This is a genomic window from Pelosinus sp. UFO1, from assembly GCF_000725345.1.
Lineage (GTDB): Bacteria > Bacillota > Negativicutes > DSM-13327 > DSM-13327 > Pelosinus.
On sequence record NZ_CP008852.1, the window covers coordinates 748,643 to 773,061 of the forward strand.

Here is a 24,419-nt window from a genome sequence, read left to right on the forward strand (position 1 = left end):
ATATGCGAAGGAGCAAATTTAATGAAAACATTATTTGACCAAACAAAATTAACAGGAAATAAAGTATTTGAGCCATTTACATTGGCAGGTATAACATTTCCTAACCGAATTATTAGATCGGCAACTTTTGAAGGAGTGAGTGATGAGAGTGGCAAGCCTACAGAGCAATTACTTAAAAAGTACGAGGCATTAGCTAAAGGCGGTGTTGGTGGAATTATTACTGGCTTTATTGGAGTGGGTCAGCAAGGAAAGGCTTCAGATAATACGCCCATGATTGATAAAGCTGAAAATATTGAGGCCTTCAAAGAATTAACGAAGAGAATGCATGAAATGGGAACCCCTATTATAGCACAGCTTAATCATTGTGGCGGTCAGTCAAAAGAAGAAAGTAGCCATATGCCAGTTGTTGCACCTTCTAAAATATCTGACTATAAAGCAAAAGAAATGACTAAAACTGAAATTTTAGAAGTAATAGAAGCGTTCGTTCAAGGAATAAAAAATGCCAAAGAAGCAGGTTTTGATGGTGTACAAATTCATGTGGCGCATGGATATTTACTTTCAGAATTTGTATCACCCAGAATGAACAGGCGAAAAGATGAATGGGGAGGAAGCACAGAAAACAGATTTAGAATTCTTAAAATGATATTTGAAAAGGCTAGGGAGGAAGTTCTAAGTTACCCAATCATTGTAAAAATGAATGGATATGAAACATTAAAAAATGGTATGACCGTTGCAGAGTCTGTAAAAATTGCTAAACTGCTAGAGCAGGTGGGATGTGACGGAATTGAAGTTTCAAATGGAACAATAAAAGCTGGGCTGGCGACAATGCGCGGGCAGGTGCCTTGGAAAATGATGATAGCTCAAAATCAGAAGTTAAATAAAATGCCGGAATTTATGAAAAATTTCGTTGGTATAGTAGCAAGAAAAATGGTACCACAACCTCAGCCGAAAAACTTATATAATTTGGAAGCAGCCATGTCAATCAGGGAAGCTGTAAATATTCCAATTATTGTAGTAGGAGGAATAACTAATTTAGAAGAAATAGAAGACGTAATTAACAATGATAAATGTGATATGGTTTCCATGTCAAGGCCATTTATAATCGAATCAGATTTAGTAAATAAATTCAGAATAGGAAAACAGACACAATCAAAATGCATACAATGCAATTTCTGTATAGTCGGCTTGGAAAAAGGACCGCTTAAATGCTATTATGGAAAGCTTCCAGTAAGCAAGGCTTAGCATTTACTAGATAATTGATTTTTCATATAGGAAACTCCGTCGTGAACTTTTGAGTAAAAATTTTGGAACGAATCCCTGTCTCCGTTTTTTTAGGTTGCGACTGAAGCAGACGGGGGACGTGGTTTTTTAGTGAAGTCATTAACAGTAGAGTAATAAAACTTTCCTGAACGTGGCTAGAAAACATCAGCAACTTAAATAGAGAGCCAATAAACAGAGAACACAATATTAATGCCCGTTGTCAGATAGACAACGGGCATTTGTTATAAGTATGTTTTGGACTATTTGGATGTATTTCATTCAGAGGTAGATGTCTATGCGTAAGGGTATACTAGTGTAGACTCACGTGAACGCAACTGCAGCACTTCAAGTAGCGCAATCGTGGCGGCAAATGTTTTTTCGTATCCATCCTATTTCAAATACTTGGAAAAGAAGGATGTGAGCTTGTCAAAGGGGATATAATTCACCCGGTCGTACAGATCCACATGACCTGCGCCCGGAACAATGTAGAGTTCCTTCGGTTCGGCCGCCAGCTTGTAGGCGTCTTCGCTGAACTCTATGGAATGAGAGTTTTCACCTGCGATGAAAAGCATAGGACGAGGAGAGATCGTCTCTATGTCATTGAACGGGTAAAAATTCAGAAACTTAACGTTACTGGTGAGCGTTGGGTGCGTTGTAAGTTTTGGTGACTGGCCTTTGGGAGTGAATTCACCTCTTGGAGTACGATAGAAATCATAAAATTCACGTGCAATTGGAGGTGAATTTTCATCCAATTCGTCTACAGTACCACTGGTGTATTTTGTTTTGCCACCTGAAAACTCTACATAGCGTTGTTCTGCTGCGCCTTCAAGAGTCTCTTTTCTCTGTTCGAGGGTCGCGGAATGCCTGAGTCCGTTACGGTTGGCGGCACCCATGTCGTACATGCTGACTGTCGCAATGGCTTTCATGCGCGGGTCGATCTTGGCTGCGCTGATGGCAAAGCTCCCGCTGCCACAAATCCCGATAACACCAATCCGATCCCTGTCAACAAACGACCGGGTGCCCAGAAAATCCACCGCGGCACTGAAATCCTCGGCATAGATATCCGGCGAAACAGCGTTGCGAGGTTGACCCTCACTCTCTCCCCAGAAAGACAAATCCAAGGACAAAGTAACGAATCCCTGTTCAGCCATTTTTGTGGCATACAGATTCGCACTTTGTTCTTTTACTGCGCCCATAGGATGTCCGACAATGATCGCGGGATTTTTGGTGTTTTGATTCAAACCTTTGGGAATAAAAAGATTACCTACAACCTTCATGTTGTATTGATTTTTAAATGTAACCTTCTGCATGGTTACCTTGTCGCTCTTGTAAAAGTTGTCTGCTCCATTGGACATGTCTGCTGCGGATGCAACACCAGCGCCCGTCGTGGATAAAACCAAGCCCAGTACCATTGCTGTAAGTAGGTGAAGGCCACGTGTGATAATCGATTTTTTTTTCATTTTAAACCCCTTTCAATATTTTTCTGATTTCATTACTCTGTTCATGTTTATAAATTTTACAAAATATATGTTGCTGGAATTCCTTATTCCCCCTCTCTAGACAAGTTAAAGAATGGATAACATGTCTAATACCATATTTTTGCTAACGGTTTTTCTATTAACAGTTAAAACGTATCATCTGGTGTTAACACCAAGTCAATAGATTTAACAAAAATTTTTTGTTACTAAGTTATAAAGAGAGTGGCAATTGCTTTCACTCAAAAAAATAAAAAAACTTGACCTGGAGTTAAGACAAGGTGATAGCCTTAGAGTATAACGAAAAATATTGAGGAAAGACTTGAAAGAATGAGAGGCAGTCCATTTGATTCATAATGATTGAAAGAGGGGGTATTTTGTGATTAAAAAAACTAATTTACTTATTTTTATATTAACCATAGGCGTTTTTGGCATTTTAAATACGGAAATGGGGATGATCGGCGTATTGCCTTTTATGGCGGAGCGGTTCCATGTAAGTATATCCCAGGCGGGACTGCTCGTTAGTCTCTTTGCGCTGGTGGTCGCCATATCCGGCCCGACGATGCCGCTCTTGTTTTCTGGGATTGATCGTAAGAAGGTCATGCTGCTGGTATTGGGGGTTTTTATTGCCGGCAACATTGTTTCGATCTTTGCGACAAACTTTACGATTGCTCTGATTGCCCGTGTGATTCCGGCCTTTTTCCATCCGATTTATTGTTCTCTGGCGTTTACCGTAGCGGCTGCGTCGACCAGTCAGGAGGAAGCTCCTAAGGCTGTTGCAAAGGTGTTTGTCGGAGTATCGGCAGGGATGGTTATTGGCGTACCAGTCAGCAACTTTATTGCCGGGGCAGCTTCACTGGAAATGGCAATGGTGTTTTTCGCTGTCGTAAACGTGATAGCATTTGTTGCTACAATTTTCTTTGTACCATCCATGCCGGTAAAGGCAAGGATTTCTTATGGAGCACAGGTAAGCGTCTTAAAGAAAACAACGACCTGGATTTCCATTATTGCTGTTGTCTTAATGAATGGTGCAGTATTTGGAGTGTTCAGCTATCTGGCAGAATATCTAGAAAGGATTACAAAGTTTTCCTTGCATACAATAAGCCTCGTATTGCTGGTGTATGGTTTGGCAAATATTCTAGGCAGCATTATCGCTGGAAGACTGCTTACGAAAAATGCGCTGAAAACGGTAGTTGCTTTTCCGTTTGTAATAGGAGCAGTTTATGTTATATTATTCGTGACTGGGCAGTTTACGGTGCCTATGGCTTTGCTTACTTTGGCATTGGGAACTTTAGGCGGCATAGGGGGCAATATTAACCAATATTGGATTTCCACTGCAGCTCCGGAAGCACCTGATTTTGCGAATGGATTATTTTTAACAGCAGCTAACCTAGGAACGACCATGGGAACAACGGTATGTGGCTACTTTATATCCGGCCTCGGTATAAAGTACGTTGTGCTTGGGGGACTGTTATTTTCGCTGTTAAGTATCGTATTCATTTTTATAAGAATTTACATGCAGCCCGGGAAAACCAAGTTCTGTTATGAGTGATATGGTTGAAACGGGAACGAATTAAGGTAAAACAATGGAGAACTAAGGAGTGAATCAAATGATAATTTCAGAGGTCAGTGAAAAATATGGTATGACACAAGACGCATTGCGCTACTACGAACGAGTTGGTTTGATCCCACCGGTTCCGCGTAAACCAAATGGGATTCGCGACTATGACGATTACAGCTGTGGATGGATTGAATTTATTCACTGCATGCGGAAAACGGGTGTTCCAGTAGAAGTCCTTGTTGAATATGTCCAACTTTATCAGCAGGGAAGTAAAACAAAGGAGATAAGGAAGGAACTTTTACTGGCAGAATTAAACCGTTTAGATGAACGTATTGCAAATTTGCAGGCAACAAGGAAACGATTGGCCTCAAAAATTGAAAACTATGATGATCTTGAGAAATCTTGATATGCGGCAACAACCTAGTCAATCTTCATCGCCAAAGAAACCTGGGGTGACTGAGACAAGTTCTATAGAAATCGTTCAGATAAATCGGGAGGGAGATTTAGATGAAAATAAAGGGCTCAAAAAAAATCTTTCTTTTGCTGCTGTCTGTGCTTTTAATGTTCTCCCTGACTGCTTGCAGCGCTGCTAAGATCTCTGGAGAAACAGCAGCAGGCAGTTCAATTTTCGCCAATTCGGGTTCAACAATGCTAAATTCTGAGTCATCTAAGGAAAGCAAAGGGAGCAAGAAGACTAGCGGTGTTGAAGGTGAGAAAATGAGAAACGCGAAGATTACAGTAGGTAATAAAGTATTCACTGCGAAGTTTTATGATAACGAAACAGCACAGGCTTTAGTTTCAAAGTTACCGATGACTGTCAATATGAGTGAACTGAATGGCAAGGAGAAATATTACCATCTGGTGGAGAATTTGCCTGCCCAATCGACAGAGACGCCTGCAACAATCCATGCAGGCGAGATTATGTGTTGGTCTTCTAATTCCTTGGTGCTATTCTATAATACGTATGCCAATTCGTATGGAGGATACGTTAAGCTCGGGTTTATAGAAGACGTTTCCGGACTTACAGAGGCTTTGGGGCAGGGGAATGTGCAAGTGACATTCGAAGTTAGCAAATGAAAAACTGGATTCCGCATTTGGCGAAATCCAGTTAGAGAATTTTATCTTTATGATTTGATTGCCCAACGCAATTTGGCAGAACGGGCACGGCTATTGATATGGCATTCTTCTGCTGATGCCCGAATAGGATCGGGTGCTATTTCACAATAAACGCCTTCACGAAAAAATTGTCTAAAAGATTTTTTAACGCGACGATCTTCCCCGGAGTGAAAGGAAAGTATGGCAACGCGCCCACCCGGTGCCAAAGCATTAGGAAGCTTTTCTAGAAATTCGTCTAATACATCAAATTCCTTATTGACATCAATCCGCAATGCTTGGAAGGTTCGTTGACAAGATTTTTTAATATCATCTTTGGTGACTTTTTGAACATATTTCAGAGCATCTGTGATGATATTTCGAAGCTCAGTTGTTGTCGATATAACAGTTCCTTTTTTAATGTTGGAAGTAATAGCACGAGCGATTACCTCGGCATGAGGCTCGTCAGCATTTTCTATCAGCATATCTTGTAATTCATCTTGAGATATCTTCTTTAAAAGGCTTGCTGCAGAGTAACCCGCTTTCGGATTAAGCCTTAAGTCCAATGGTCCTTCATACTTAAATGAAAAGCCTCTTTCAGGATTATCTATTTGCATAGAGGAAATACCCAAGTCTGCCAAGACAAAATTAAATAGCCCTGATTCGGGAATGATTTGATCTATTTTGGAAAAGTTCATTTGCTTGATCTCTAAAATTTCGGGACCATAACCCAAACGCTCTAAACGCTCTTTGGTGCGCGGCAATTCAAGAGGATCTACATCCGTTGCATACAAGCGCCCCTTTGAATTTAAACATTTAAGCATCTCTAAGGTATGACCACCATAACCTAGTGTTGCGTCTAAGCCTATTTGTCCCGGTGTAATTTGTAAGAAATCCAATATTTCTTTAACGCAGATTGAAATATGCATACCAGCAGGCGTATTGCCCTTTTGGATAATTTTTGCCACATCATCCGCATATTGCTCTGGTTGCAGTTCCTTATATTTTTCTTTAAAATTCTTAGGGTGAGTGCCTTTATAGCGAACACGTCGCTGATGTTTGGGCTCTTGCTCATCCAATGTGTGATCTGGGGCCATTCTATTCCCTCATTTTTATCATATATTTTTGTACTTTTGTTACAGATATATGATAGCAGGTACAATTTATTAAAGCAACTGCAACAGTAGAATAGGTAAATGAGTACAGCCCCTATCCTCGGAATGTTGAGGATAGGGGCTTTTTTGTCGTTGGGAGATATGGTTTATGCTCTTTTTAGAAGGGATTTTATTGTTGTAAGGAGGGGAAGGGTCAATGTTATTAACGCTTCGCCGTGATACTTAACCTTCGCTTATAATAACATTGACCCTTTGCTCTAGATAAGAAAGGCACTATGTCGAAGGACCTGTCCCCTTGACATTCGCGTTTAGCTTTTTCAAGTTTTTTTGTGCAAATAAGTCAATTTTAAACAACTCAAGCCTGACCCCACTGACTTCCGTCCGTTTACGAGAACCATATTATTTACAATGGTGGAATAGAGAGAATTCCTGTCAAATCCTGTTGGATTTAGCAGGGATTCTTTGTTTTTTATGGAATTTTATAACTTATAGAATAAAATGCTGTGGGAATAACCCGATGGAGCCGTCCCCTTGAGTACTCGGGTCAAACCCGGTTTTAGCGAGCAACCTTATAAAGGGAGTGATTACTTGGATAACGCTCAATATATTTTAAAACAAATACTTGAGGGAAAATACCAAAGAATAATGCAGTTTATAAGTGACGGGCAGGAAGAGCATCTTTGGTTGGACTTTAAGGAGAACTCAGACCCAACGCGCCCAGGTATCTCAGGTGACGATAAAAAGAACTATGCCAAAGCTCTTTCTGGGTTCTCAAATGCCAACGGTGGAGTAGTCGTATGGGGTATTAAGGCACGAAAGGAGAGCAGTCATTCTCCTGATGTCGCTTGCGAATCTAAACCAATAATGAATGTTAAGCGCTTTTTAACGGACTTAAACAGTATAACGGGTAGTGCGTTAGTGCCAGTTAATAATGGTATTCAAAATCAGATTATCTTTGTCGATAATGATGAAAGCAGAGATGAAGGTTTCGTAGTTACATATGTTCCCGAAACAGATGGATTACCCCATCGTGCAATGTGTAGAGAGAACATTTACTATACCAGGTCAGGCGATAGTTTCTATATGTTAGAGCACCATCAGTTGGCAGATATGTTTGGAAAACGCCAAAAGCCAGATTTACATATTTTCTATCGTTTGCAAAAAAGGCAGGTTGGTGACAAATTTAAGTTAGAACTTATAGTAGGTATCGAAAATAAAGGGCGGTATCTTGCAACGTATCCTGCACTAAGGCTAAAGCCTATCCAACGCTTAGAATTATCTCGTTTCGGGGTTAACGGAAACAGTGGAGGGTGGGTACTCTTTCCTCAGGTTCAGTCCCACGAGTCAATTCGTGATCAGGGACAACTTTTCTCTGGTGGCGTTAATGATACCATATACCCTCAAACAAAGCTTGAGGTTGCAGTGCTCGACTCGACAATTGAAATTCATCGTGACCAGTACATATTCGAAGTAAATCCCAACACTACAGTATTCCTATTCAGTTATGAGATATTCTGTGAAGGATGTCCGACGAAAAGCGGTGAAGTAGCTGTTACAGAGGATAAACTTAAATTATTTATTGAATTGTAAACCCAGCACTTCGATTGTCAGATCGCCATACGGAAAGGAGGACATTATGCCGCTCGACCATTACGTGTCGCAAGTCCATCTCAGAAATTTCTACTCACAGAAGCTTGAAGTCTTAATGTATGCTATCCGAAAGACTGATCTAAAGTCATTCAAAACCAACTCGGAATCAGTGTGTAGAATTGAAGAAGGAAATACGAACTTGTACCTACAAGAAGATCAACGAGCAGTCGAAAAGTTTCTTAAAGGCATTGAGCCGAAGTATAATAAAGCGCTCGAAAAGTTAACAACTAACAACATCGACCAAGAATGTGTATATGTAATCGCTGGATTCGTCGCATATGTTCTCACGTGCTCACCAGCAGGTATGCGCATTCAGTCAGTACCGCTAAAGAATTTTGTTGAGGAGACTGAGCGGATAATTGACTCACAGGGGATATCTATTCCTCCACCATCTGAACTCGGTGGTGAAAGTCTAACCGAGTTATTGATCAGCGATAAGGTGCAACTAACAATCGATCCCAAATATCCACAGGCAATTGGCATTGCTTCGATATCCTCTCTGACAGCGGCGTTTGGGAATTGCATATGGGACGTTCTCATTAACCCCTTTGACGATACCCCTTTCTTTACAAGTGACTTTCCTATCGCAATTGAAGAGACCGAAGATATTCGTATTATCAATAGAATTGTTCCTCTTTCTCCGAAGATCGCGATTAGAATACGTCCCAATCTCACGATCGACAGAGATCACACTGACTTCTCTTTCTCAAACTTTCGCTATGCCGTTCGAAAGTTAAGTCGTAAAGAAGTGGTTGGCATTAACAGGCTAATTGTTCGTTGTGCTGAGAGTGTAGTATTTTTTCGCGATGACCACGAGTGGATTAGCAAGTTTGTGAAGAAAAATGCTACGTTTCGCATTGAAATGAATACATACAGGATGCCTCGTGGAAAGGGGACACTTCTTGGGTCTATGCTAAAGGTAGTTGATAACAAACGTGGTATTATATCATAAAACTGACAGTTGGTACGATCCTTTTTTGACAACTTTATGTTGCAGGAAAGGGAACGTCCCCAGTGTCCTTATTTTTATCGGACAGTAATTTTTTGAAAATAAGTAAGGGGTGGTGGGGTAGAATGGAACTTAAACACGTATTCATCAATCAGTATCGAGGAATTAGAAACCTGTCATTAAATTTTGGAATTCCTAAATCGAATGCGGATCTATTTGGTGATTTAAAGATCTCTGTTTTAGTCGGAGAAAATGGAACTGGGAAGACATCAATCTTTAAGTTGTTAACACTTGCCCTATGCCCACAACTTAACGTCGCTGAAGAAAACTATTCTTGTAGAATTCACTATACTATTAATAATCAGGATTACAAATTTGAAAATGGAATACCAGAGAGCATGGGCATCAATGAGTATCCTAATAAAGTTATAGTTTCTTCTTTCTCGGTATTTGATCAGTTTGTCCCCCCGAGGAAAGTTAACAGAGATTCAAAAATAGAGGATGGTTCCCGCTATGTCTATGGTGGACCACTAAATGGCATAAATTCATCTAGTTTGACTACTGTTATTCAGATTTTGTTAGAAACCTTTTATAAGACGAAAAAAAATAATGAACAATATAATGCATATAGAAAGATGTTAGAGGTAATTGGATACGGAGATATTCAATATCTAGAGTTTTCCTTAAATTCAGATAATTATGGAATAGGTTCGCGCTATCAGGATAAGTTACTTGAAAATGAAGAGTATCACGTAGAATACAATAATCGAAAAAAACTACGAGAGAAAACTCGGAGAATTAGAATAAAAAAATCCAATTTCCCTCATCGAGCTGGATATATTGTCGCAATAGACGATATTGACGAGTGTCTTTTTGAGCTGATGCTTGATGTTATAGCACAAGGGTTTTGTCCAATACGCGATGTCTGGATACGTAAAGATAATTCTGTTGTACCACTATCACGTATGAGTTCCGGGGAGTTAACAATGCTATTCAGGTTTTTTCCTCTAATTTCAGAAATTACTCATAACTCACTTGTTTTGATTGATGAGCCTGAGACACATTTGCACCCCAAGTGGGTGCAACGATATATTTATCATTTGGTAAAAATCTTCAGTAGCTTTAAGGCTCATATTATTTTGGCTACACATTCTCCACTAATCACAGCAGATGTTCCTGTAGAATGTATTGTGGGATTGATGAGAGACAGTCACAATATAATAAGTCAATATCCCATTCCGGAGAAAACTTTGGGTGGAAATCCTGAAGATATTATGAAAGCCGTTTTTGGCTTAAACCAAATAAATAGTGAATTTACAAACGGTATAATGGAAAAAATTTCGCAGCTCCTAGGAGAGCAGAAAAGGGATACTGCTTTAGAGTTATATAGTAATTTAAGTAACACAACTGAAAAATATAATCTATTTTTGAAAATTAGGGATAAATTGGAGTAGAACTATGTGGAAGATACAAACAACAAAAATCAATGAAATATATAGATTTACCGATTACTTCATAAAGGATTTAATGGACTGGGCTATTGCTAACCCTAATATTCAATGCACAGAGTTTGATACAATACAGAGTACAAAAATTAATGATAAGCTAAAAAGTCTTGCAGAAAGATATGAAGTCTTAAGACGAATCATGTCTCAATTATCCTGTGCACCGGATATTAAAAACATATCAGAAGCATATGTAATGTGTACAACTTGCTACAAAGATATTCTGAATGGAAGTATGAACTCTCCATTATTAGAAGCTGAAACTAAGACGATGGTTATAAAAGCTTTTAGGTATTTTTATAACTACTTGATTGACCAAGAATATTTCTGGCATACTTATAATCAATACGATCCATTTGTCTCTAAGTCGCAATTTAGGCAGGATGTAGGGATGAAAAGGAAGGTTTGTCCGTATTGTGATGCTAGTAAAATTACTACTTCTCGGCGAACAAACACTGATCATTTTTTGCCAATAACGCAAGTTCCTTTGCTGGGAATATATTGGGAGAATTTGATTGTATCATGTGTTTCTTGTAATAATATTTTGGTTAAGGGAGATGATTTTAAGCTTCCGATAACACATCCCTTTTTTGACGAAACAGCAGATCATGTCTTTTTTTCGTTTGATGATAAATTACATACTATTGATATAAATGGTGCTACAGATGCCGAAAAGAATTTTATCGAAGTTTTTAAGTTAAAAGATACATATAAAAATGAATGGGATCAAGTAAGTTTTACTCACAAATTGTTGACGAAAAGAATTATTAAACGGTTTAAGAATACTCCTAATAAGGATGACATACCTTTGCTTATAAATGAAGAAGTTGCAGATTACATGGCGATATTATATGATTTTGTACGGCGAAAAGAGTATACAAAATTAAATCTCGAGGTTTGTAATTATTTTAAAGCACTTCATCTAGATGCGTTTACTAGCTACTTATTATTTGAAGAGACTCTTTAAAGTATGTTATTTTCAGAAGACGAAAAAAATTTGCCGTTACCAATGATACGGTGAAACGTATCATTGGTAACGGCAAAAAACTATAATAAAGACACAGCCTATCCCTTAGCGCAACAGGGCCGTGTCTTTTGACAGATATCCACTCAGTTGACCGAGTAATTGAGACAGGTACGTTGACACTTGAGTAAGAAAAAGCTAAATTTAAAAGAAAAACCGCCCATTACAGCGGAGCATTTTAGCACATTCATTTTTATAAAATAACAACAGCTTTTCCACTTTACTTTCTCTTGCAATCCCCATAAAAAGTAATATAATTAGTAATAGGTGGAAATTAAAAAGTCGCCGTGTCCTAAGAGTGTTGGCGCACTCCTAGGCACGAGCAGGTGAACAGAGCACCTACACGTAACAGCTAGCTGTCTACGACGACAATTTATTATACCGTGAACTTTCCTTGAAGACAAGGGATGGTATGTTCGGGGGATAATAGGATTGTGGTGTATTGGCAGAGGCTTTGCGTCTGCATGCAATCAAGATGAAGCAAAGCGCATGTGTAGGTTGAATAGACCTCGCATGCGCTTTTTAATTTCCCCCAAAACAGCTGTTTGCTGGTTTCTTCTATCTGCAAAGACGGATAGAAGAAACTTCATGCAGTATGAAGATGGGGGGATATATAGTGGTGTCAGTAGAAGGTAAGAGATGGGTAATGCTTATAAAAAGAAGATTACATGGAGTACACGGATAAGGACAATTGATTAAGGAGATAGCAGGAGTTCATTTTAAATACTAAGGAGAGGATTATTGTGAAAAAAGAAAGCCTTTTTGAATGTGCAATGGATTCTATGGAGGATATTAGCCTTAACATACCACTACAGCAAATATCAAACGACTATTATTATTCCAATATAGCGGCTAAAGAATATGAAGAGGAACTACGTGCAGCACTCCCACAGAATTTACACCTCATTTTAAGTAGGCTTGCGGATAAAAACAATGAAAGGGAAGCAGCGAGTATGGCTGTTAGTTATCGGCAAGGGTTTTCTGACTCCATACGATTTATTATGCAGGCATTGTCCTGGGAGCCGTCAAGGCGGTGATTTTTTGGCAATTAAATGAAAGGTACTCTGTAAAGGGTGCCTTTATTTGAAAATGATAACGTCCCTATCCTCAGAGTGCCGAGGGTAGGGACGTTATCATTTGTATTGGGTCGCTCACGATTCGATAATATATGCACTAACGATCTCTCCGTAATAAGCGGTATGAAAATCCTTGTTTCTACTGTGAAAGGAACTATCAACGTCCTGTGGGTAAAAGATAGTCTTGTTTTCTTCTGTAATTTCACACTCATCTTGTTTTTGCTTGTATATAACCCTACACTCAAGCGTTAAAGGAAGTTCCTTAATAGCAGGAACAGAAACAGTATTAGGTGTTTCAAGTGTCAAGTTAAGTTCTTTGATTTTATCAATTGTACGACCGGATTTTGTCCCGCAAATCGCTAATATCTTTTTGTCAAAAGCACCATATGGTATATTTATTGTGAATTCAGGATTTTTATCAAGTTGATGTTTTGTAAAACGATTTTCTCTAACGAAAACGGTAAAAATGGGTTTTGCCCATTCAATTCCGAGTGTACCCCAAGAAATAGTCATAGAGTTTACTTTGTCATCTACCTTCGTCGTCACCAAAACACCTGTTTTGACCGCTTTCATAATTTCATTCGCATAATCAAATACTTCAATCTTTTTTTTCATAGTGCTAAGCCTCCTTGAAACTTCGATGTTTCTATGGTAAACTAATATGCGCTTGATAACAAGTATGCACTTTTTTGTGAGATACTATCCAAAAGGAGAGTATGTGTATGGTTCAAGAAGATGAGGTATTTTCCGCACCATTTGAATATACATTGTCAATCATTGGTGGAAAGTGGAAAATGATTATAATGTTTTGGTTGTCTAAACGAAAAATAATAAGATATGGAGAATTAAAAAAATTAATAAAAGGTATTACTCATAAAATGTTAAGTAGCCAACTAAAAGAACTTGAACATGAAGGAATTATTATTCGCAAAGAATATCATCAAGTTCCACCTAAAGTAGAATATTCTTTGTCAGAGAAAGGCTGGACTCTTATGCCTATATTAGAGGAAATGTGCAAATGGGGACATTTGTATTTTGAAGACAAATAATTTTGAAATGAGTACCGCCCCTATCCTCAGTAGATTGGGGGTAGAGGCGGTTTTGTGCTTTTAAACTGCTTTATCAAGTTTATGTTCCTTTCTGAGCGTAGCATTTTTTCTGATTTTGATCGTACCGATAATAATCTCTGGAAGTAAGACAAAGAATAGGCCGATATAACCAACGGAACCGTATCCCTTGACAACGATATTCGTTAAGCCAAAGACAGAGATACCTGTGCATATTACGATAGTAATAAGAGAAATGGCGATTCTACGAGTTCTCAATTGTTTGAAAATATTTCTTTTACTCAACACGGGCTCGAAACGAGCGACTGTAGAAAATATTAAGGAAATTGCAGTACCTAGTAATGCTACAAACAAAATGACACTGTATAGAATTTTTAGCCAAGGCAAGTCAAGTTTGGTAGTGACAAAATATACTGGTAATGTCTGATTGAGAACTTCTGGGGAAAAGCCTAGCAGCATGATACAAATAATTGCTAGAAATCCACCGTTTAGAATCGTGCCAAACAGCATAAACCGATTGCAGTCCTGAGTCGTTTTAATATTATGCGAGACAGAGATGATTGGTAGCACTGTGAAAGCTTGAAAGCCAATGTAAATTAACATATGCCAAACCGCATCTCCTAAGCTGGTATCAAAGGTTTCATGAGTAGCCAGAATTCGCTCGAAATTAAAGGCACCCATTTGAATACCTAGTACGCAGAGAAGTAGAAGGGTAACGATGATAAAGTACGTCTTAAGATTTAAGACTTTAATAATTAATTCGCTGCCAAATATGGTTAATAACAATACAATAAGTCCCACGGCTACGATGCCGATTCCATAAGGAATTCCCAGAGAACTATTTAATAGGGCACCTGAACCTGCAATGGAAGTACTTACACCACATACAATCAACAGGATAAAACCCAACTCAAATATAAGGGAAAAATATTTTTCATAAGGGTGAAAAAGAGCATCACAAAAACTTTTATAATCATAGGTTTTATAATCTTTTGCCAAGACCAGTGCATTCCGATGCCCCCATCCTAACAATAGCATGGCAATCAGAGGGAGAAAAAGTGAGTACCAGCCATATTTTACAAAGTAATTAACTTCTTGGTTCCCGGTAGCAAAGCCTCCGCCACTATGGGTTGCAAACCATACAGCCGCCATGGCAAATGCTGTTCCTATTGAACCAGATTTTGAATTTCCCATATTTTCTCATCCTCTCTTTGGTGTTTTTATTACATAGAAAAGCCCCTATTGACATGATGTCAATAGGGGCGACAATATCGCGGTACCACCCTACATTAGGCTCGTAGTTCAGCCAAACGTAAATACAATGGCTGATATCCTATAACGCGGATGTACGCTTTTGCCTAACGAAGTTAAATTCCTACCTTCAGCAAAAGAATTCATGGGCGAGTTTCGCAAAAAATGTCTGTACCGGTTTTCACCAACCACCGGATCTCTGAAACAGAATCATAGTTGCTTTTTCCCAATCATTATTTTTAAATCGATTTTAAATTTTGTAAACATTACACGCCTGCAGGACGAAGTAATTATTATAATAGTACACTTGTTAACAAATTGTCAATAAAATATTGAATAAAGATGAAATTAGTATTTTGTAATAATACAAACGTTCTTCACATAAAGATAGTGAGAATAATAGGAATTCCATTGTTAATGAAATCTAGGTAGAGTTTTGTTGGTTAAGTTACGATCCGTAGATAATTAGCCTTATAAGAGACTTTCACTATAAAGGAAAAGAGGCTATTACAAAACTCAAACGAGTTCTGAATAGCCTCTTCGAATAGTTCCATATTCTATTTTATTACTTTAAAGTGTGTATATAATCAATAAGATCTTTAAATTGTGCACCATTCTTATCAATTACTGGTTTAACGGCTGCTTGCCACTCAGCTACGTTCTCAACAGGAGTAATTGTAACGCCAGCAGCTTTAATTTTTGCGTTGGATTTTTCCTCATATTTAGCCCATTCTTCCTTTTCTGTAGTAACAGAAGCAGTAGCGGCATCTTGAATAATCTTTTGATCAGCCGGTGAAAATTTCTTCCACATAGCTAAGTTCATCAAAAGTACTTCAGGAACACGTTGATGTCCATCTAAAATATAATTTTTCGCAACTGTATAATGGTTTGCAGATTCAAAGGAAGGTGCATTATTTTCGGCAGCATCAATTGTACCAGTCTGTAATGCTCCAAATACATCACCATATGGCATTACAATAGGATTTGCACCTAGAGCAGTAACCATCTCAAGGGTAATTGCACTTTGTTGTACGCGTATTTTTTGACCTTTCAAGTCGGAAAGCTTGGTAAGAGGCTTGCTGGAATAGAAGCTTCTAGCGCCAGACTCATAGTAAGCCAATCCCATCATATTAGACGATTGAAGGTCTTTTAGCAGTTTCTGCCCTTTTTCGCTATCCAAAAATGCCCATTCTTGTTTTGAGTCTGTAAATAAATATGGAAGAGCAAACAATCCCATTTGGGGGTTGAAGGAGGTAAGTGTAGCACTGCTAACTCTTGTCATATCAACGGTACCACCTGTTTGAACCTGACTTACAACTGAGTTTTCGTCACCTAATGTTCCGCCAGGATAAACTTCAACATTAATTCTGCCGTTTGAGGCTTGTTTAACAAGTTCTGCAAATTTCTTGTCACCTAATGTTGTCGGATAGTCCGCGGGGTGAGCTTCTGCCAGCCTGATCGTCACTTTTGCTCCTTCACTCGATTTTTCCGCGGTTTTTGAACCTCCTGAGCTACAACCAGTCAACAAAGCAGCACATAGCAGCGTTGCAGTTAGAACGGACAAACTTTTCTTCATTTTCTTAGCTCCTTTTTAATTTGTTATTTTAAATACTTAAATGTATTTAACGCAAGAAATGTGGTAAATACGTAGATAATTGAGGAACGTAGATAATGACCATCAAACAAACAAACAGGATCGCATAGAATGGGACCATGTGTTTGACAGCTCTCCCGATCGGTGTATCTGTCAAGGCACACCCGATAAACAATACAGCTCCATGAGGTGGAATCGTCAAGCCAATTCCTAGGCTGAGCATCATAACAATTCCGAAATGGACAGGGTCTATATGCATGCTAAGTACAACTGGCTTTAAGATTGGTGTCATAATCATAATTAATGGTGCCATATCCATCGGTGCGCTCAGCAAAATCAACAAACAAGCGATGATAAACAATACGATGAGCGGGTTACTGGATATTTGTAATAGAAGTGCAGTAACCATATCGGGTATACGCAAGATTGTTAAAACATAGCTAAATGCTGCAGAAGCTGCCATTAAGAAAAACACAAGAGAGCAGATTCTTAATGTTTTTAATATAATAGGCCAAAACTCTGTAATGGGAATATCGCGATAAAAGAAGAAGGTAATAATGAAAGCGTACAAGCAAGCAATTGCTCCTGCTTCAGTGGCTGTAAACCAACCTGTAAAAATACCCCCGAGAATGATAACGCAAGGCATAATAGAAAATATTCCGTCAAAAATAGTTTTTCCGCGTTCTTCCTGCGGTATTATTTCAATCGTTGTGTAACCATTTCTAATCGCTAGAAATCGACCAGCAGTCATTAAGATTGCACAGATAACGAGACCAGGAAATACACCCGCTAAGAAAAGAGCATTGATAGACGGAGCCGATGCGCCATAAGCAAGGGCATACAAAATCAAATTATGACTTGGTGGAACAACAACACCTTGTATCGCACCAGAAATAGTAAGGCTTGTTGCAAATTCTTTACTATAACCTTTTTTGACCATCTGCGGGATCAAAACAGTACCCACAGAAGCGATATCAGCAGCAGCTGAGCCGGAAATGTTACCAAACAATAGGCAAGCAAGGCAGTTTACCATAGCAAGACCACCCTTAAAGCGGCCAAAACCTAGCAATGCGAATTTTATTAATCGTTTGGCTAGCCCACCTTCACCCATAATTTGACCAGCCAAAATAAAGAACGGAATGGTAAGTAACGCATAGTTATTAAGGCCATCGATCATTTTGTGAGAAATTAACTCAAGACCAAAATCCTCCATTAAAAACACAACTAGGGTGGAGGAGACAATGCATAACGAAATTGGCACTCGTATCAGCATTAACCCAATAAATGTTACTGTAAGTGCAATAATTTCAAGCGTAGTATAATCCATCAATGCCCACCCCCTATTCCTTTATGTCTTTTCAAATCAACACCAAAAAATTGAAATACGCCATAGAACAGAATAAAGACACCTGATACCGGTATTGCGAGAGTTCTGTAAGCTATAGGCAAATCACCCATGGTAGGAATCGTTTGACCAAAGTCGTTTAACATAAGCTTTGATCCATAAACAATCAATATTAATGCAAAAATAATTTCAGTAATCGAAATGACCTTTTCAATATAAAAATTCGTTTTTTCGCTAAAGTCGATAGAAGTAAAAGCTAGGTGTATTCTTTCCCGAAAGCCCATCGCAATGCCCATAAATGAAAACCATATCAGTAAAAATATTGTGATATCTAAAGACCAAGTCGGTGTATAGCTAAACAATTTTCTCGCAAACACTTGAAAACATACAATCACGATCATGGTTAGCAGCAATATCTTTGATAATTCTTCAAAGGCCTTATCGATGGATACAAGTAAATTTGCTATCCAATTTACTCCGTTATTTTGAATTTGAGCGGGTTCTTTTGAATCTGCCAAAATATCATCTCCTCATATATCATTTAATACCAATTCTTACTACTTCACATGGTTTTACCGGCAGAAAGAGCAACAGCTGCAAGAATCTCCGAATCAGGTGATTTTAAAAGCTGCTGCAAGACCAAGAGTTTCGTTAATTCCATCACGTCCTTTCAAACTGCAGCCAGTTGCAGAACTTAATTAACTTAATTTAGTTAGTCTATATATTATGATAATTTGCTATTTGTTTGAAAATTCCTGCTAAATTCTTTATTCCGAATTTTTTATTTTTAAAAGAATGACAGCGGGGACGGTCCCTTTTGTCACATTAGTTTCTCTTCTAAAAAATTGTCAAACAAGGGACAAGGGAATCTCACTGTCAGGTTTCATTCATTTATCACTGGTCGTGAGGAAATCCTCCCGTAACGGTGTGAAAGCATCTACCAGAATTGAATCGTCTTCCAAGGCCACAACGCCATGCCAGACTGTCTTGGCAGCATAGTAACAATCACCCTGTTTGGCAACTTTTGTTTCGTTACCTACAGTAATTTCAAAACTTCCTTTAGCAACATAACCAATTTGCTCATGGTCGTCATGCTTATGCAAAACACCAATTCCACCTTTATCGAAATAAAATTCTACCATCATAATTTGATCCCCGGCGACGAGGACCTTTTGTGATGTTTTGTCACCTGTTTTTTTAATTTGCACGTCTTTGTTGGTTATAATCAAGAAAAATCCTCCTTTATTGTAGGAATCTAAGCTCTATTCCAGCATCCCCCAGTTCCTACTATCAATTATACTTCCAGTTTAATATAATTATCACCCTTTGTCTTGATTGAATATTGTGACAAAATGTTGTTATATTGCGATTTGGGAGTGATCGATTTATCATTGATAAATGATTTTGATTGTTGAACTAACTGCACATCCCCATCAATTTATCTGCCGTCATACCACCCCGGCGTGGAATTCATCTACGTTCACGAGGGAGAAGGTTCGGCTATCATTGATCAAGTCATCTATCCCTTCAAACCAGGATCGTTAATGTATTTTAAGACCTTCCAGCTTCACAGGGTAAAGGCGAAAATACCTGAAACAGGCTCTTACATTCGGTCAAAGCTGTGGTTAGAGCCATCGGTTCTCAAGTCTTGCATGGAACAATTAACAATCTTACAACGTTTCTTTCTATACTTGCGTCAGAAACCTGCTAATAAAAAACTATTGCTTTTTATTAGCAGGTTTTTGAAAACAAGGTTTTTTTTCTAAAAAAGAGGTGATGAGATATGCCAAGAGAAGCGAGAAAGTTAAGTGAGAGTGGTTCTACCATGTGATATTTAGGGGAACAAATCATCAGAATATCTTTGTAGAAGAAGACTTTGAAATATATTAGAGAAATAAAACTGACAGAAAAGAAACGTCCCGTGTGTCCAATTTGGAAAGGTTCCAGTAAGCAAGGCTTAGCAACCGCCCCTATCCTCAGAATGTTGAGGGGAGGGGCGGTTTTATTAGGGAAAAACTTTGCCGCTTTTGGCAAAAGTACTAGAGGTGTCCATTGATAAACTGCTTACTGGAAGCAATTTAAAGGAAAATACAAGTCCGTATGATGGGGAATATGAGAAAGAGGAATACTATTGGGGACTTAAACATTCTTTACTTGCCGAACAGGTTCTATAGAAATTAGCTTTGGATAAAAGAGCGGAATTCTAAAAAGAGGAAATTTAAGAAAGATATGGACTGATTGATCCAGAATTGTTATACTAATATTCGGAGGATGAAAAAAATGGCGAGACCCAAAGAATTTGAAAGAAAAGAAGCCTTGGCTCAAGCCATGAAGGTCTTTTGGCTAAAGGGTTATGATGGTACGAGTATTCCCGACTTAATAGAAGCAATGGCAATAAGTCGGTCTAGTTTGTATGATACTTTTGGTGACAAAAGGCAACTGTTTTGTGAGACCATAGAGTATTACGCTGCGATGGTTAGGCAACGGCGTAGGGAGATACTGGCATCGGCACCTTCTCTACGACAAGGTATAGCTTGTTTTTTGCAAGAGATAATAGATCTAGCTGTACATGAAGGTTATCCAGGGGGTTGCTTTTTTACCAATACGGCTACGGCATTGGTTACAGCTGACCAAGAGACTCGTGAGATAATACAGGGCAGCGCCGAAAAGATGGAAGACGAGCTGACTGCTTTCATTGCACAGTGGCAAGACCGTGGTGAACTAGCTGCTGGGCGGGATGTTCGGTCTTTGGCTAGGTTCTTCGTGGCTTTAGCTACTGGCATGAATGTAGACGCCAGACGGCGTTGTAACCGCGGTGTTTTGGAAGATATGGCCAAGGTGGCACTAACAGTTTTAAACTGAGGGTATTATAGGCATCGATTTTTTGAATTGATGCCTATATATAAAATAATTCTGGACTAAACAGTACAGAAAGGAGACGGTGGCATGGAAGAAAAAATTTTGGAGGAAATTCGTCGGTTCGTAGCGACAAGTCTGGGAAATCGGCATGAGGAAACGGGGTTGATATATTTTTCAGAACCTCTAGTGGGTTATGCATCTTGGGATGATCCCTTGTTCAAGGAGTACAAGAATAGTATTGGTGAGTTTCATCTTACGCCACGCGAAATCTTCGCAGCTACTTTGGATGGTAACAGGGGAGCAGCCGGAACAGTAATCTGTTGGGTCCTGCCTATCAGCGAACTAGCAAGACAAAGTAACCGTTCGCAGGAGCAGTGGCCTGGACGGGAGTGGGCTCTAACTCGATATTTTGGTGAAGAATTTAATTGCGAACTTCGTCGTCATATGGTTGAGTATCTTACTGGACTTGGCTATCAGGCGGTGGCGCCAACACTATCAGGCGTATTTCAGTGTTTTTCAGACACACCAGTAGGCATTGCCTCCAATTGGTCGGAGCGACATGCAGCCTATGCGGCAGGCTTGGGGACTTTCAGTATGAATGATGCATTCATCTCAGAAGCTGGTATGGCTATGCGATTAGGATCAGTCATCACCGACCTAAACCTGCTGCCAACTTTACGAAAAGAACAGGATTACCGAGCCAATTGTTTAAATTGTAATGCCTGTATTTCTCGTTGTCCCGTAGGGGCGATTACGATGAGTGGTCATGATAAGATCAAGTGCCGGAATTATTTATTTTGCGAAGAGTCAGTGCAGTTGGCTGAAAAATATGGTGGTCAAAGGACATCTGGTTGTGGTCTTTGCCAAACTCGTGTACCCTGTGAATTCAAAAATCCAAGGGGAAAAAACGAAGCAATATAAGTCAAAGGGGACATTTCTTTAGTACTATAAAAGAAACGTCCCGTGTGTCCAATTCTTTGAGTTTTCCTTGTGATAGAATGATCCTAATACTATTTTAATGGAGGGAATTAAAACATGAAAAAAGTGGTCGCTTTTTTGGGGAGTCCAAGAAAAAATGGTAATACGGCTACCCTCGTTAAAGAAGTTATTCACGGAGCTAAAGATGCTGGTGCCGAAATAACTACTTTTAATCTGTATGATATGAACATCAAACCTTGCCAAGGCTGTCTGGTTTGTCGTAAGACCGGACAATGCGTCATACAAGAAGACGATTTCGATAACATGTTTAAGCATATTATCGATGCTGATGTTGTGGTTTTCGGCTCACCTGTATATGTTTGGCAGGTAACAGCTCAAATGAAGCTGTTATGGGATAGACTCTGCGGCTTGTTCGATGAAAATTTCAAGCCCAGGTATGCCGCTAAAAAGCTGATTATGGTATATTCTCAAGGGAATCCAAACGCCCAGGCTTTTCAGACATCTTTTCAAAGCAATGAAGCTGTGCTTAAAATGTTTGGTTTACATGTAGTTGACACTATTTTAGTGACGGGCGGCTCAGACCCCAACACCGCAGCAAATAATAAAGAAATTTTATTAAAAGCTTATGAAGCAGGAAAAGGTGTTTAGCCAATAGGCAATAGTCAGCCTCTTAAAGGGGAGCAATTGGGTCAGGCTTGACTTATGTCAAAATTGAGTTGTTTTCCTCATGATCTCGTATTAGTCACATAAATCAAATTATTAATAACTCAAGCCTGACCCTACTTTTCCCGATTTATAATGCAGGCATTGTCCTGGGAGCCATCAAGACGGTGATTTATTGAAATAGAACGAAGGGTACTCTGTAAAGGGTGCCTTTTTGTTTCTTTGTCTTGACTCGGAAGGGACTGGTGAATGGTTAACTTTAAAAAGGGAAATCGCCTATTACAATTTATATGCTTTGTTGCTGCAGTATTGATAGTATATACATTCTGGGGTAATATTTAAAACTTATTTTGGCATCTATATCCTTCGGGAGAGGAACGCAGTGTGAATCCGATGTATAATGGATAAATATCCTTATCTATAATTTGCTTTCTTAGAATTATACATAGGAAGACTTTGTAATAGCTAAGGAACAGGGGCGGATACCATTGCCAAAGATAGCTATACCAAACTAGATAGCATGGATATCAGCGCGTTTAATTATGTATGTATTCACTAAAGGTAATGGAATTTAAGATTCTAAGAAGAAAGAAGGAAAAAATTGATGAAAATTTCGAGAATTGTTATTATATTACAAGTGTGTATGATTTTATTATTAAATCCTCAGGCCCAGGCATCCCCTTTTTATGTCGAAGATGGAAAAATTTTTGGACATAAAGGGCCGGATAGTACGATTTCATTTTTTGTACAGGATGCAGCTCCTAATTGGAAAACACAAATTCATAAAGTATTTTCCACCGATAGTAAATATTACTATTTTCTTTATGTAGATGTTATTGATCGAAATTTTGAAACAAATCCTCTTCCCAATATGGTGATGACTTTAAATGGTCAAAATATACCTTTGAAGTTGCTGGAAGGGACTAAGCCAGTTATTGAGAAAAAGAATTTAAGTGCTTATTATGAGTTGCCTGAAGAGGTCATTCAAACGCTTGCAAAAGCGGATACCATGGTTTTGACGCTTCAATTTGACAATGCAAAGGTTGCAACCCGGAAAACGATTCCATCAAAGTTTGCTGGATTTAAGCAGATAGCAGTAGTAGATAAAAGCTCCTACATTCGAGAAGGTCAACTATTAGACCAGAATCAAAATATTGAGAAAACGATTTTTCATCCGCAAATATTTATTCCAAACGCAACACCGGAAGAAGTAATTGATGCATTGATATATGAAACAAATTTTAGCACCTACAAAGGGAAAGAAGAGTTTGATTACTCAAGTGGATACTTTGTGTATCACACATCAGATCCGCAAGTTGTTCAACTGCTATGCAGGGAAGGTCTCAGTAGCGGCTATGATTTCGTCACAATAGCATGTCGTCCTTATAATAATGGCGTCTGGGTAACTCTAAGCTTAATGGCAGATGCTTCTGATGGCTATACATTCTACGAGCAGACAAAATCAAGTAGTTTTGTTGGTACAATGGGGTATTGGAGGAGCAATTCCCGGTTATGGGCTATGAAACTGCATTCGGTGTATGGGAAGCTTTATGGAAAAATAGACTATGGCTTTATCTGTGATCCGCAGAATAGCGAAAAAGGTCCTTTTAAAATTAAATCGGTGGACGTAAATATGTTTCCTCAGTTGGATGGTGTTAAGGTTGGCGATATTCTAACTAGTATTGATAATGTTTCTACAACGCTTATGTGTAGTCTAGATCAAGAGTATTGGCTAGATAATGGTATTGGCGGCCCAAGAACATTTACATTTAGAACTGCTGCAGGGGAAGAGAAAAAAGTTACAATAACTCCACAGTTCCGTTCCAGCAAACTGGAAGAAAGAAAGGATTACAAGAAAGTGCTTGCAGAGAAGATGCCTAAATGGTTCATAAAAAAAGAGACCAAGGTTGTTTCCCAAGATGGATATTTTCTGGAAAGCGATATCTATAATCCACTAGGAAGAAATCTAAAATAGTTTCGCCCTTATCAATATT

At 38.8% G+C, this 24,419-nt stretch carries 23 protein-coding genes and 1 other annotated feature; of the genes, 15 read left to right on the top strand and 8 right to left on the bottom strand.

The window, feature by feature from the left end; translation table 11 throughout:
* The first annotated feature begins 21 nt into the window (after positions 1-21).
* The gene (locus UFO1_RS03335) at positions 22-1,242 is read left to right on the top strand and encodes an NADH:flavin oxidoreductase (RefSeq protein WP_051788800.1); all 1,221 of its coding nucleotides are present in this window, start codon (positions 22-24) and stop codon (positions 1,240-1,242) included.
* 407 nt (positions 1,243-1,649) lie between these two features.
* On the opposite strand, the gene UFO1_RS03340 is transcribed toward UFO1_RS03335, so the two are convergent.
* Positions 1,650-2,720: an alpha/beta hydrolase gene (locus tag UFO1_RS03340; RefSeq protein ID WP_038667931.1), complete on the bottom strand. Its 1,071-nt coding sequence runs from the start codon at positions 2,718-2,720 to the stop codon at positions 1,650-1,652.
* Between the two features lie 394 nt (positions 2,721-3,114).
* On the opposite strand from UFO1_RS03340, the gene UFO1_RS03345 reads away from it, so the two are divergent.
* From UFO1_RS03345 to UFO1_RS03355, 3 genes are all read left to right on the top strand, one after another.
* Positions 3,115-4,287 (top strand): MFS transporter, encoded by a 1,173-nt coding sequence (locus UFO1_RS03345; RefSeq protein WP_038667933.1) that lies wholly within the window; start codon positions 3,115-3,117, stop codon positions 4,285-4,287.
* Positions 4,288-4,345: 58 nt separating this feature from the next.
* Positions 4,346-4,702: a MerR family transcriptional regulator gene (locus UFO1_RS03350; RefSeq protein ID WP_038667935.1), complete on the top strand. Its 357-nt coding sequence runs from the start codon at positions 4,346-4,348 to the stop codon at positions 4,700-4,702.
* A gap of 101 nt (positions 4,703-4,803) precedes the next feature.
* Positions 4,804-5,373 carry a cyclophilin-like fold protein gene (locus UFO1_RS03355; RefSeq protein ID WP_051788801.1) on the top strand — a complete coding sequence of 190 codons (570 nt, stop codon included), beginning with the start codon at positions 4,804-4,806 and terminating at the stop codon, positions 5,371-5,373.
* Positions 5,374-5,420: 47 nt separating this feature from the next.
* On the opposite strand, the gene rsmH is transcribed toward UFO1_RS03355, so the two are convergent.
* On the bottom strand, positions 5,421-6,485 hold the full coding sequence (gene rsmH, locus UFO1_RS03360) for a 16S rRNA (cytosine(1402)-N(4))-methyltransferase RsmH (RefSeq protein ID WP_038667937.1): 1,065 nt from the start codon (positions 6,483-6,485) through the stop codon (positions 5,421-5,423).
* Between the two features lie 606 nt (positions 6,486-7,091).
* On the opposite strand from rsmH, the gene UFO1_RS03365 reads away from it, so the two are divergent.
* From UFO1_RS03365 to UFO1_RS03385, 5 genes are all read left to right on the top strand, one after another.
* Entirely contained in the window at positions 7,092-8,093 is a 1,002-nt protein-coding gene (locus UFO1_RS03365) for a helix-turn-helix domain-containing protein (protein ID WP_038674874.1), read from the top strand.
* 46 nt (positions 8,094-8,139) lie between these two features.
* Positions 8,140-9,105 (top strand): DUF4238 domain-containing protein, encoded by a 966-nt coding sequence (locus tag UFO1_RS03370; RefSeq protein ID WP_038667939.1) that lies wholly within the window; start codon positions 8,140-8,142, stop codon positions 9,103-9,105.
* 122 nt (positions 9,106-9,227) lie between these two features.
* A complete protein-coding gene (locus UFO1_RS03375) occupies positions 9,228-10,556 on the top strand; it encodes an AAA family ATPase (protein ID WP_038667941.1) in 1,329 nt (442 codons plus the stop codon).
* A 4-nt stretch (positions 10,557-10,560) separates the two neighbouring features.
* Positions 10,561-11,574 carry an HNH endonuclease gene (locus UFO1_RS03380; protein ID WP_038667943.1) on the top strand — a complete coding sequence of 338 codons (1,014 nt, stop codon included), beginning with the start codon at positions 10,561-10,563 and terminating at the stop codon, positions 11,572-11,574.
* 800 nt (positions 11,575-12,374) lie between these two features.
* Entirely contained in the window at positions 12,375-12,668 is a 294-nt protein-coding gene (locus UFO1_RS03385; protein WP_038667945.1) for a hypothetical protein, read from the top strand.
* A gap of 114 nt (positions 12,669-12,782) precedes the next feature.
* On the opposite strand, the gene UFO1_RS03390 is transcribed toward UFO1_RS03385, so the two are convergent.
* A complete protein-coding gene (locus tag UFO1_RS03390) occupies positions 12,783-13,322 on the bottom strand; it encodes a flavin reductase family protein (protein WP_038667947.1) in 540 nt (179 codons plus the stop codon).
* Between the two features lie 107 nt (positions 13,323-13,429).
* Between UFO1_RS03390 and UFO1_RS03395 the strand changes: the two genes are divergently transcribed.
* Positions 13,430-13,756 carry a helix-turn-helix domain-containing protein gene (locus UFO1_RS03395; RefSeq protein WP_038667949.1) on the top strand — a complete coding sequence of 109 codons (327 nt, stop codon included), beginning with the start codon at positions 13,430-13,432 and terminating at the stop codon, positions 13,754-13,756.
* Between the two features lie 60 nt (positions 13,757-13,816).
* Here the strand turns inward: UFO1_RS03395 and UFO1_RS03400 are convergent, their stop codons facing one another.
* The 5 genes from UFO1_RS03400 to UFO1_RS03420 form a co-directional block, all read right to left on the bottom strand.
* Complete coding sequence (locus UFO1_RS03400) at positions 13,817-14,968, bottom strand: hypothetical protein (RefSeq protein WP_038667951.1); 1,152 nt, start codon at positions 14,966-14,968, stop codon at positions 13,817-13,819.
* A 61-nt stretch (positions 14,969-15,029) separates the two neighbouring features.
* Positions 15,030-15,268 (bottom strand) — a binding site (T-box leader).
* 322 nt (positions 15,269-15,590) lie between these two features.
* A complete protein-coding gene (dctP, locus tag UFO1_RS03405; protein WP_038667954.1) occupies positions 15,591-16,601 on the bottom strand; it encodes a TRAP transporter substrate-binding protein in 1,011 nt (336 codons plus the stop codon).
* A 46-nt stretch (positions 16,602-16,647) separates the two neighbouring features.
* A complete protein-coding gene (locus UFO1_RS03410; RefSeq protein WP_038667956.1) occupies positions 16,648-17,946 on the bottom strand; it encodes a TRAP transporter large permease in 1,299 nt (432 codons plus the stop codon).
* Positions 17,946-18,482, bottom strand: coding sequence for a TRAP transporter small permease (locus UFO1_RS03415; protein WP_051788803.1), 537 nt, complete (start codon positions 18,480-18,482; stop codon positions 17,946-17,948). The genes UFO1_RS03410 and UFO1_RS03415 overlap by 1 nt, the downstream gene beginning before the upstream one ends.
* A gap of 369 nt (positions 18,483-18,851) precedes the next feature.
* On the bottom strand, positions 18,852-19,193 hold the full coding sequence (locus UFO1_RS03420) for a cupin domain-containing protein (protein ID WP_038667958.1): 342 nt from the start codon (positions 19,191-19,193) through the stop codon (positions 18,852-18,854).
* A 234-nt stretch (positions 19,194-19,427) separates the two neighbouring features.
* On the opposite strand from UFO1_RS03420, the gene UFO1_RS24265 reads away from it, so the two are divergent.
* From UFO1_RS24265 to UFO1_RS03440, 5 genes are all read left to right on the top strand, one after another.
* The gene (locus UFO1_RS24265; RefSeq protein WP_071841981.1) at positions 19,428-19,730 is read left to right on the top strand and encodes a hypothetical protein; all 303 of its coding nucleotides are present in this window, start codon (positions 19,428-19,430) and stop codon (positions 19,728-19,730) included.
* 514 nt (positions 19,731-20,244) lie between these two features.
* The gene (locus UFO1_RS03425; RefSeq protein ID WP_038667960.1) at positions 20,245-20,826 is read left to right on the top strand and encodes a TetR/AcrR family transcriptional regulator; all 582 of its coding nucleotides are present in this window, start codon (positions 20,245-20,247) and stop codon (positions 20,824-20,826) included.
* 84 nt (positions 20,827-20,910) lie between these two features.
* Entirely contained in the window at positions 20,911-21,744 is an 834-nt protein-coding gene (locus UFO1_RS03430; RefSeq protein ID WP_038667962.1) for an epoxyqueuosine reductase, read from the top strand.
* Between the two features lie 114 nt (positions 21,745-21,858).
* Entirely contained in the window at positions 21,859-22,410 is a 552-nt protein-coding gene (locus UFO1_RS03435) for a flavodoxin family protein (protein ID WP_038667964.1), read from the top strand.
* A gap of 658 nt (positions 22,411-23,068) precedes the next feature.
* Positions 23,069-24,400 carry a hypothetical protein gene (locus tag UFO1_RS03440; protein ID WP_144390860.1) on the top strand — a complete coding sequence of 444 codons (1,332 nt, stop codon included), beginning with the start codon at positions 23,069-23,071 and terminating at the stop codon, positions 24,398-24,400.
* Positions 24,401-24,419: the final 19 nt, after the last annotated feature.

Bases quoted from the DNA above. Each gene is read 5' to 3' on its own strand.
- UFO1_RS03395 (WP_038667949.1), top strand. From the start codon at position 13,430: ATGGTTCAAGAAGATGAGGTATTTTCCGCACCATTTGAATATACATTG.
- UFO1_RS03370 (WP_038667939.1), top strand. From the start codon at position 8,140: ATGCCGCTCGACCATTACGTGTCGCAAGTCCATCTCAGAAATTTCTAC.
- UFO1_RS03410 (WP_038667956.1), bottom strand. From the start codon at position 17,946: ATGGATTATACTACGCTTGAAATTATTGCACTTACAGTAACATTTATT.
- UFO1_RS03440 (WP_144390860.1), top strand. From the start codon at position 23,069: ATGATTTTATTATTAAATCCTCAGGCCCAGGCATCCCCTTTTTATGTC.
- UFO1_RS03380 (WP_038667943.1), top strand. From the start codon at position 10,561: ATGTGGAAGATACAAACAACAAAAATCAATGAAATATATAGATTTACC.
- UFO1_RS03375 (WP_038667941.1), top strand. From the start codon at position 9,228: ATGGAACTTAAACACGTATTCATCAATCAGTATCGAGGAATTAGAAAC.
- UFO1_RS03425 (WP_038667960.1), top strand. From the start codon at position 20,245: ATGGCGAGACCCAAAGAATTTGAAAGAAAAGAAGCCTTGGCTCAAGCC.
- UFO1_RS03390 (WP_038667947.1), bottom strand. From the start codon at position 13,322: ATGAAAAAAAAGATTGAAGTATTTGATTATGCGAATGAAATTATGAAA.
- UFO1_RS03355 (WP_051788801.1), top strand. From the start codon at position 4,804: ATGAAAATAAAGGGCTCAAAAAAAATCTTTCTTTTGCTGCTGTCTGTG.
- UFO1_RS03430 (WP_038667962.1), top strand. From the start codon at position 20,911: ATGGAAGAAAAAATTTTGGAGGAAATTCGTCGGTTCGTAGCGACAAGT.
- rsmH (WP_038667937.1), bottom strand. From the start codon at position 6,485: ATGGCCCCAGATCACACATTGGATGAGCAAGAGCCCAAACATCAGCGA.
- UFO1_RS03350 (WP_038667935.1), top strand. From the start codon at position 4,346: ATGATAATTTCAGAGGTCAGTGAAAAATATGGTATGACACAAGACGCA.
- UFO1_RS03335 (WP_051788800.1), top strand. From the start codon at position 22: ATGAAAACATTATTTGACCAAACAAAATTAACAGGAAATAAAGTATTT.
- UFO1_RS03340 (WP_038667931.1), bottom strand. From the start codon at position 2,720: ATGAAAAAAAAATCGATTATCACACGTGGCCTTCACCTACTTACAGCA.
- UFO1_RS03400 (WP_038667951.1), bottom strand. From the start codon at position 14,968: ATGGGAAATTCAAAATCTGGTTCAATAGGAACAGCATTTGCCATGGCG.
- UFO1_RS03435 (WP_038667964.1), top strand. From the start codon at position 21,859: ATGAAAAAAGTGGTCGCTTTTTTGGGGAGTCCAAGAAAAAATGGTAAT.
- dctP (WP_038667954.1), bottom strand. From the start codon at position 16,601: ATGAAGAAAAGTTTGTCCGTTCTAACTGCAACGCTGCTATGTGCTGCT.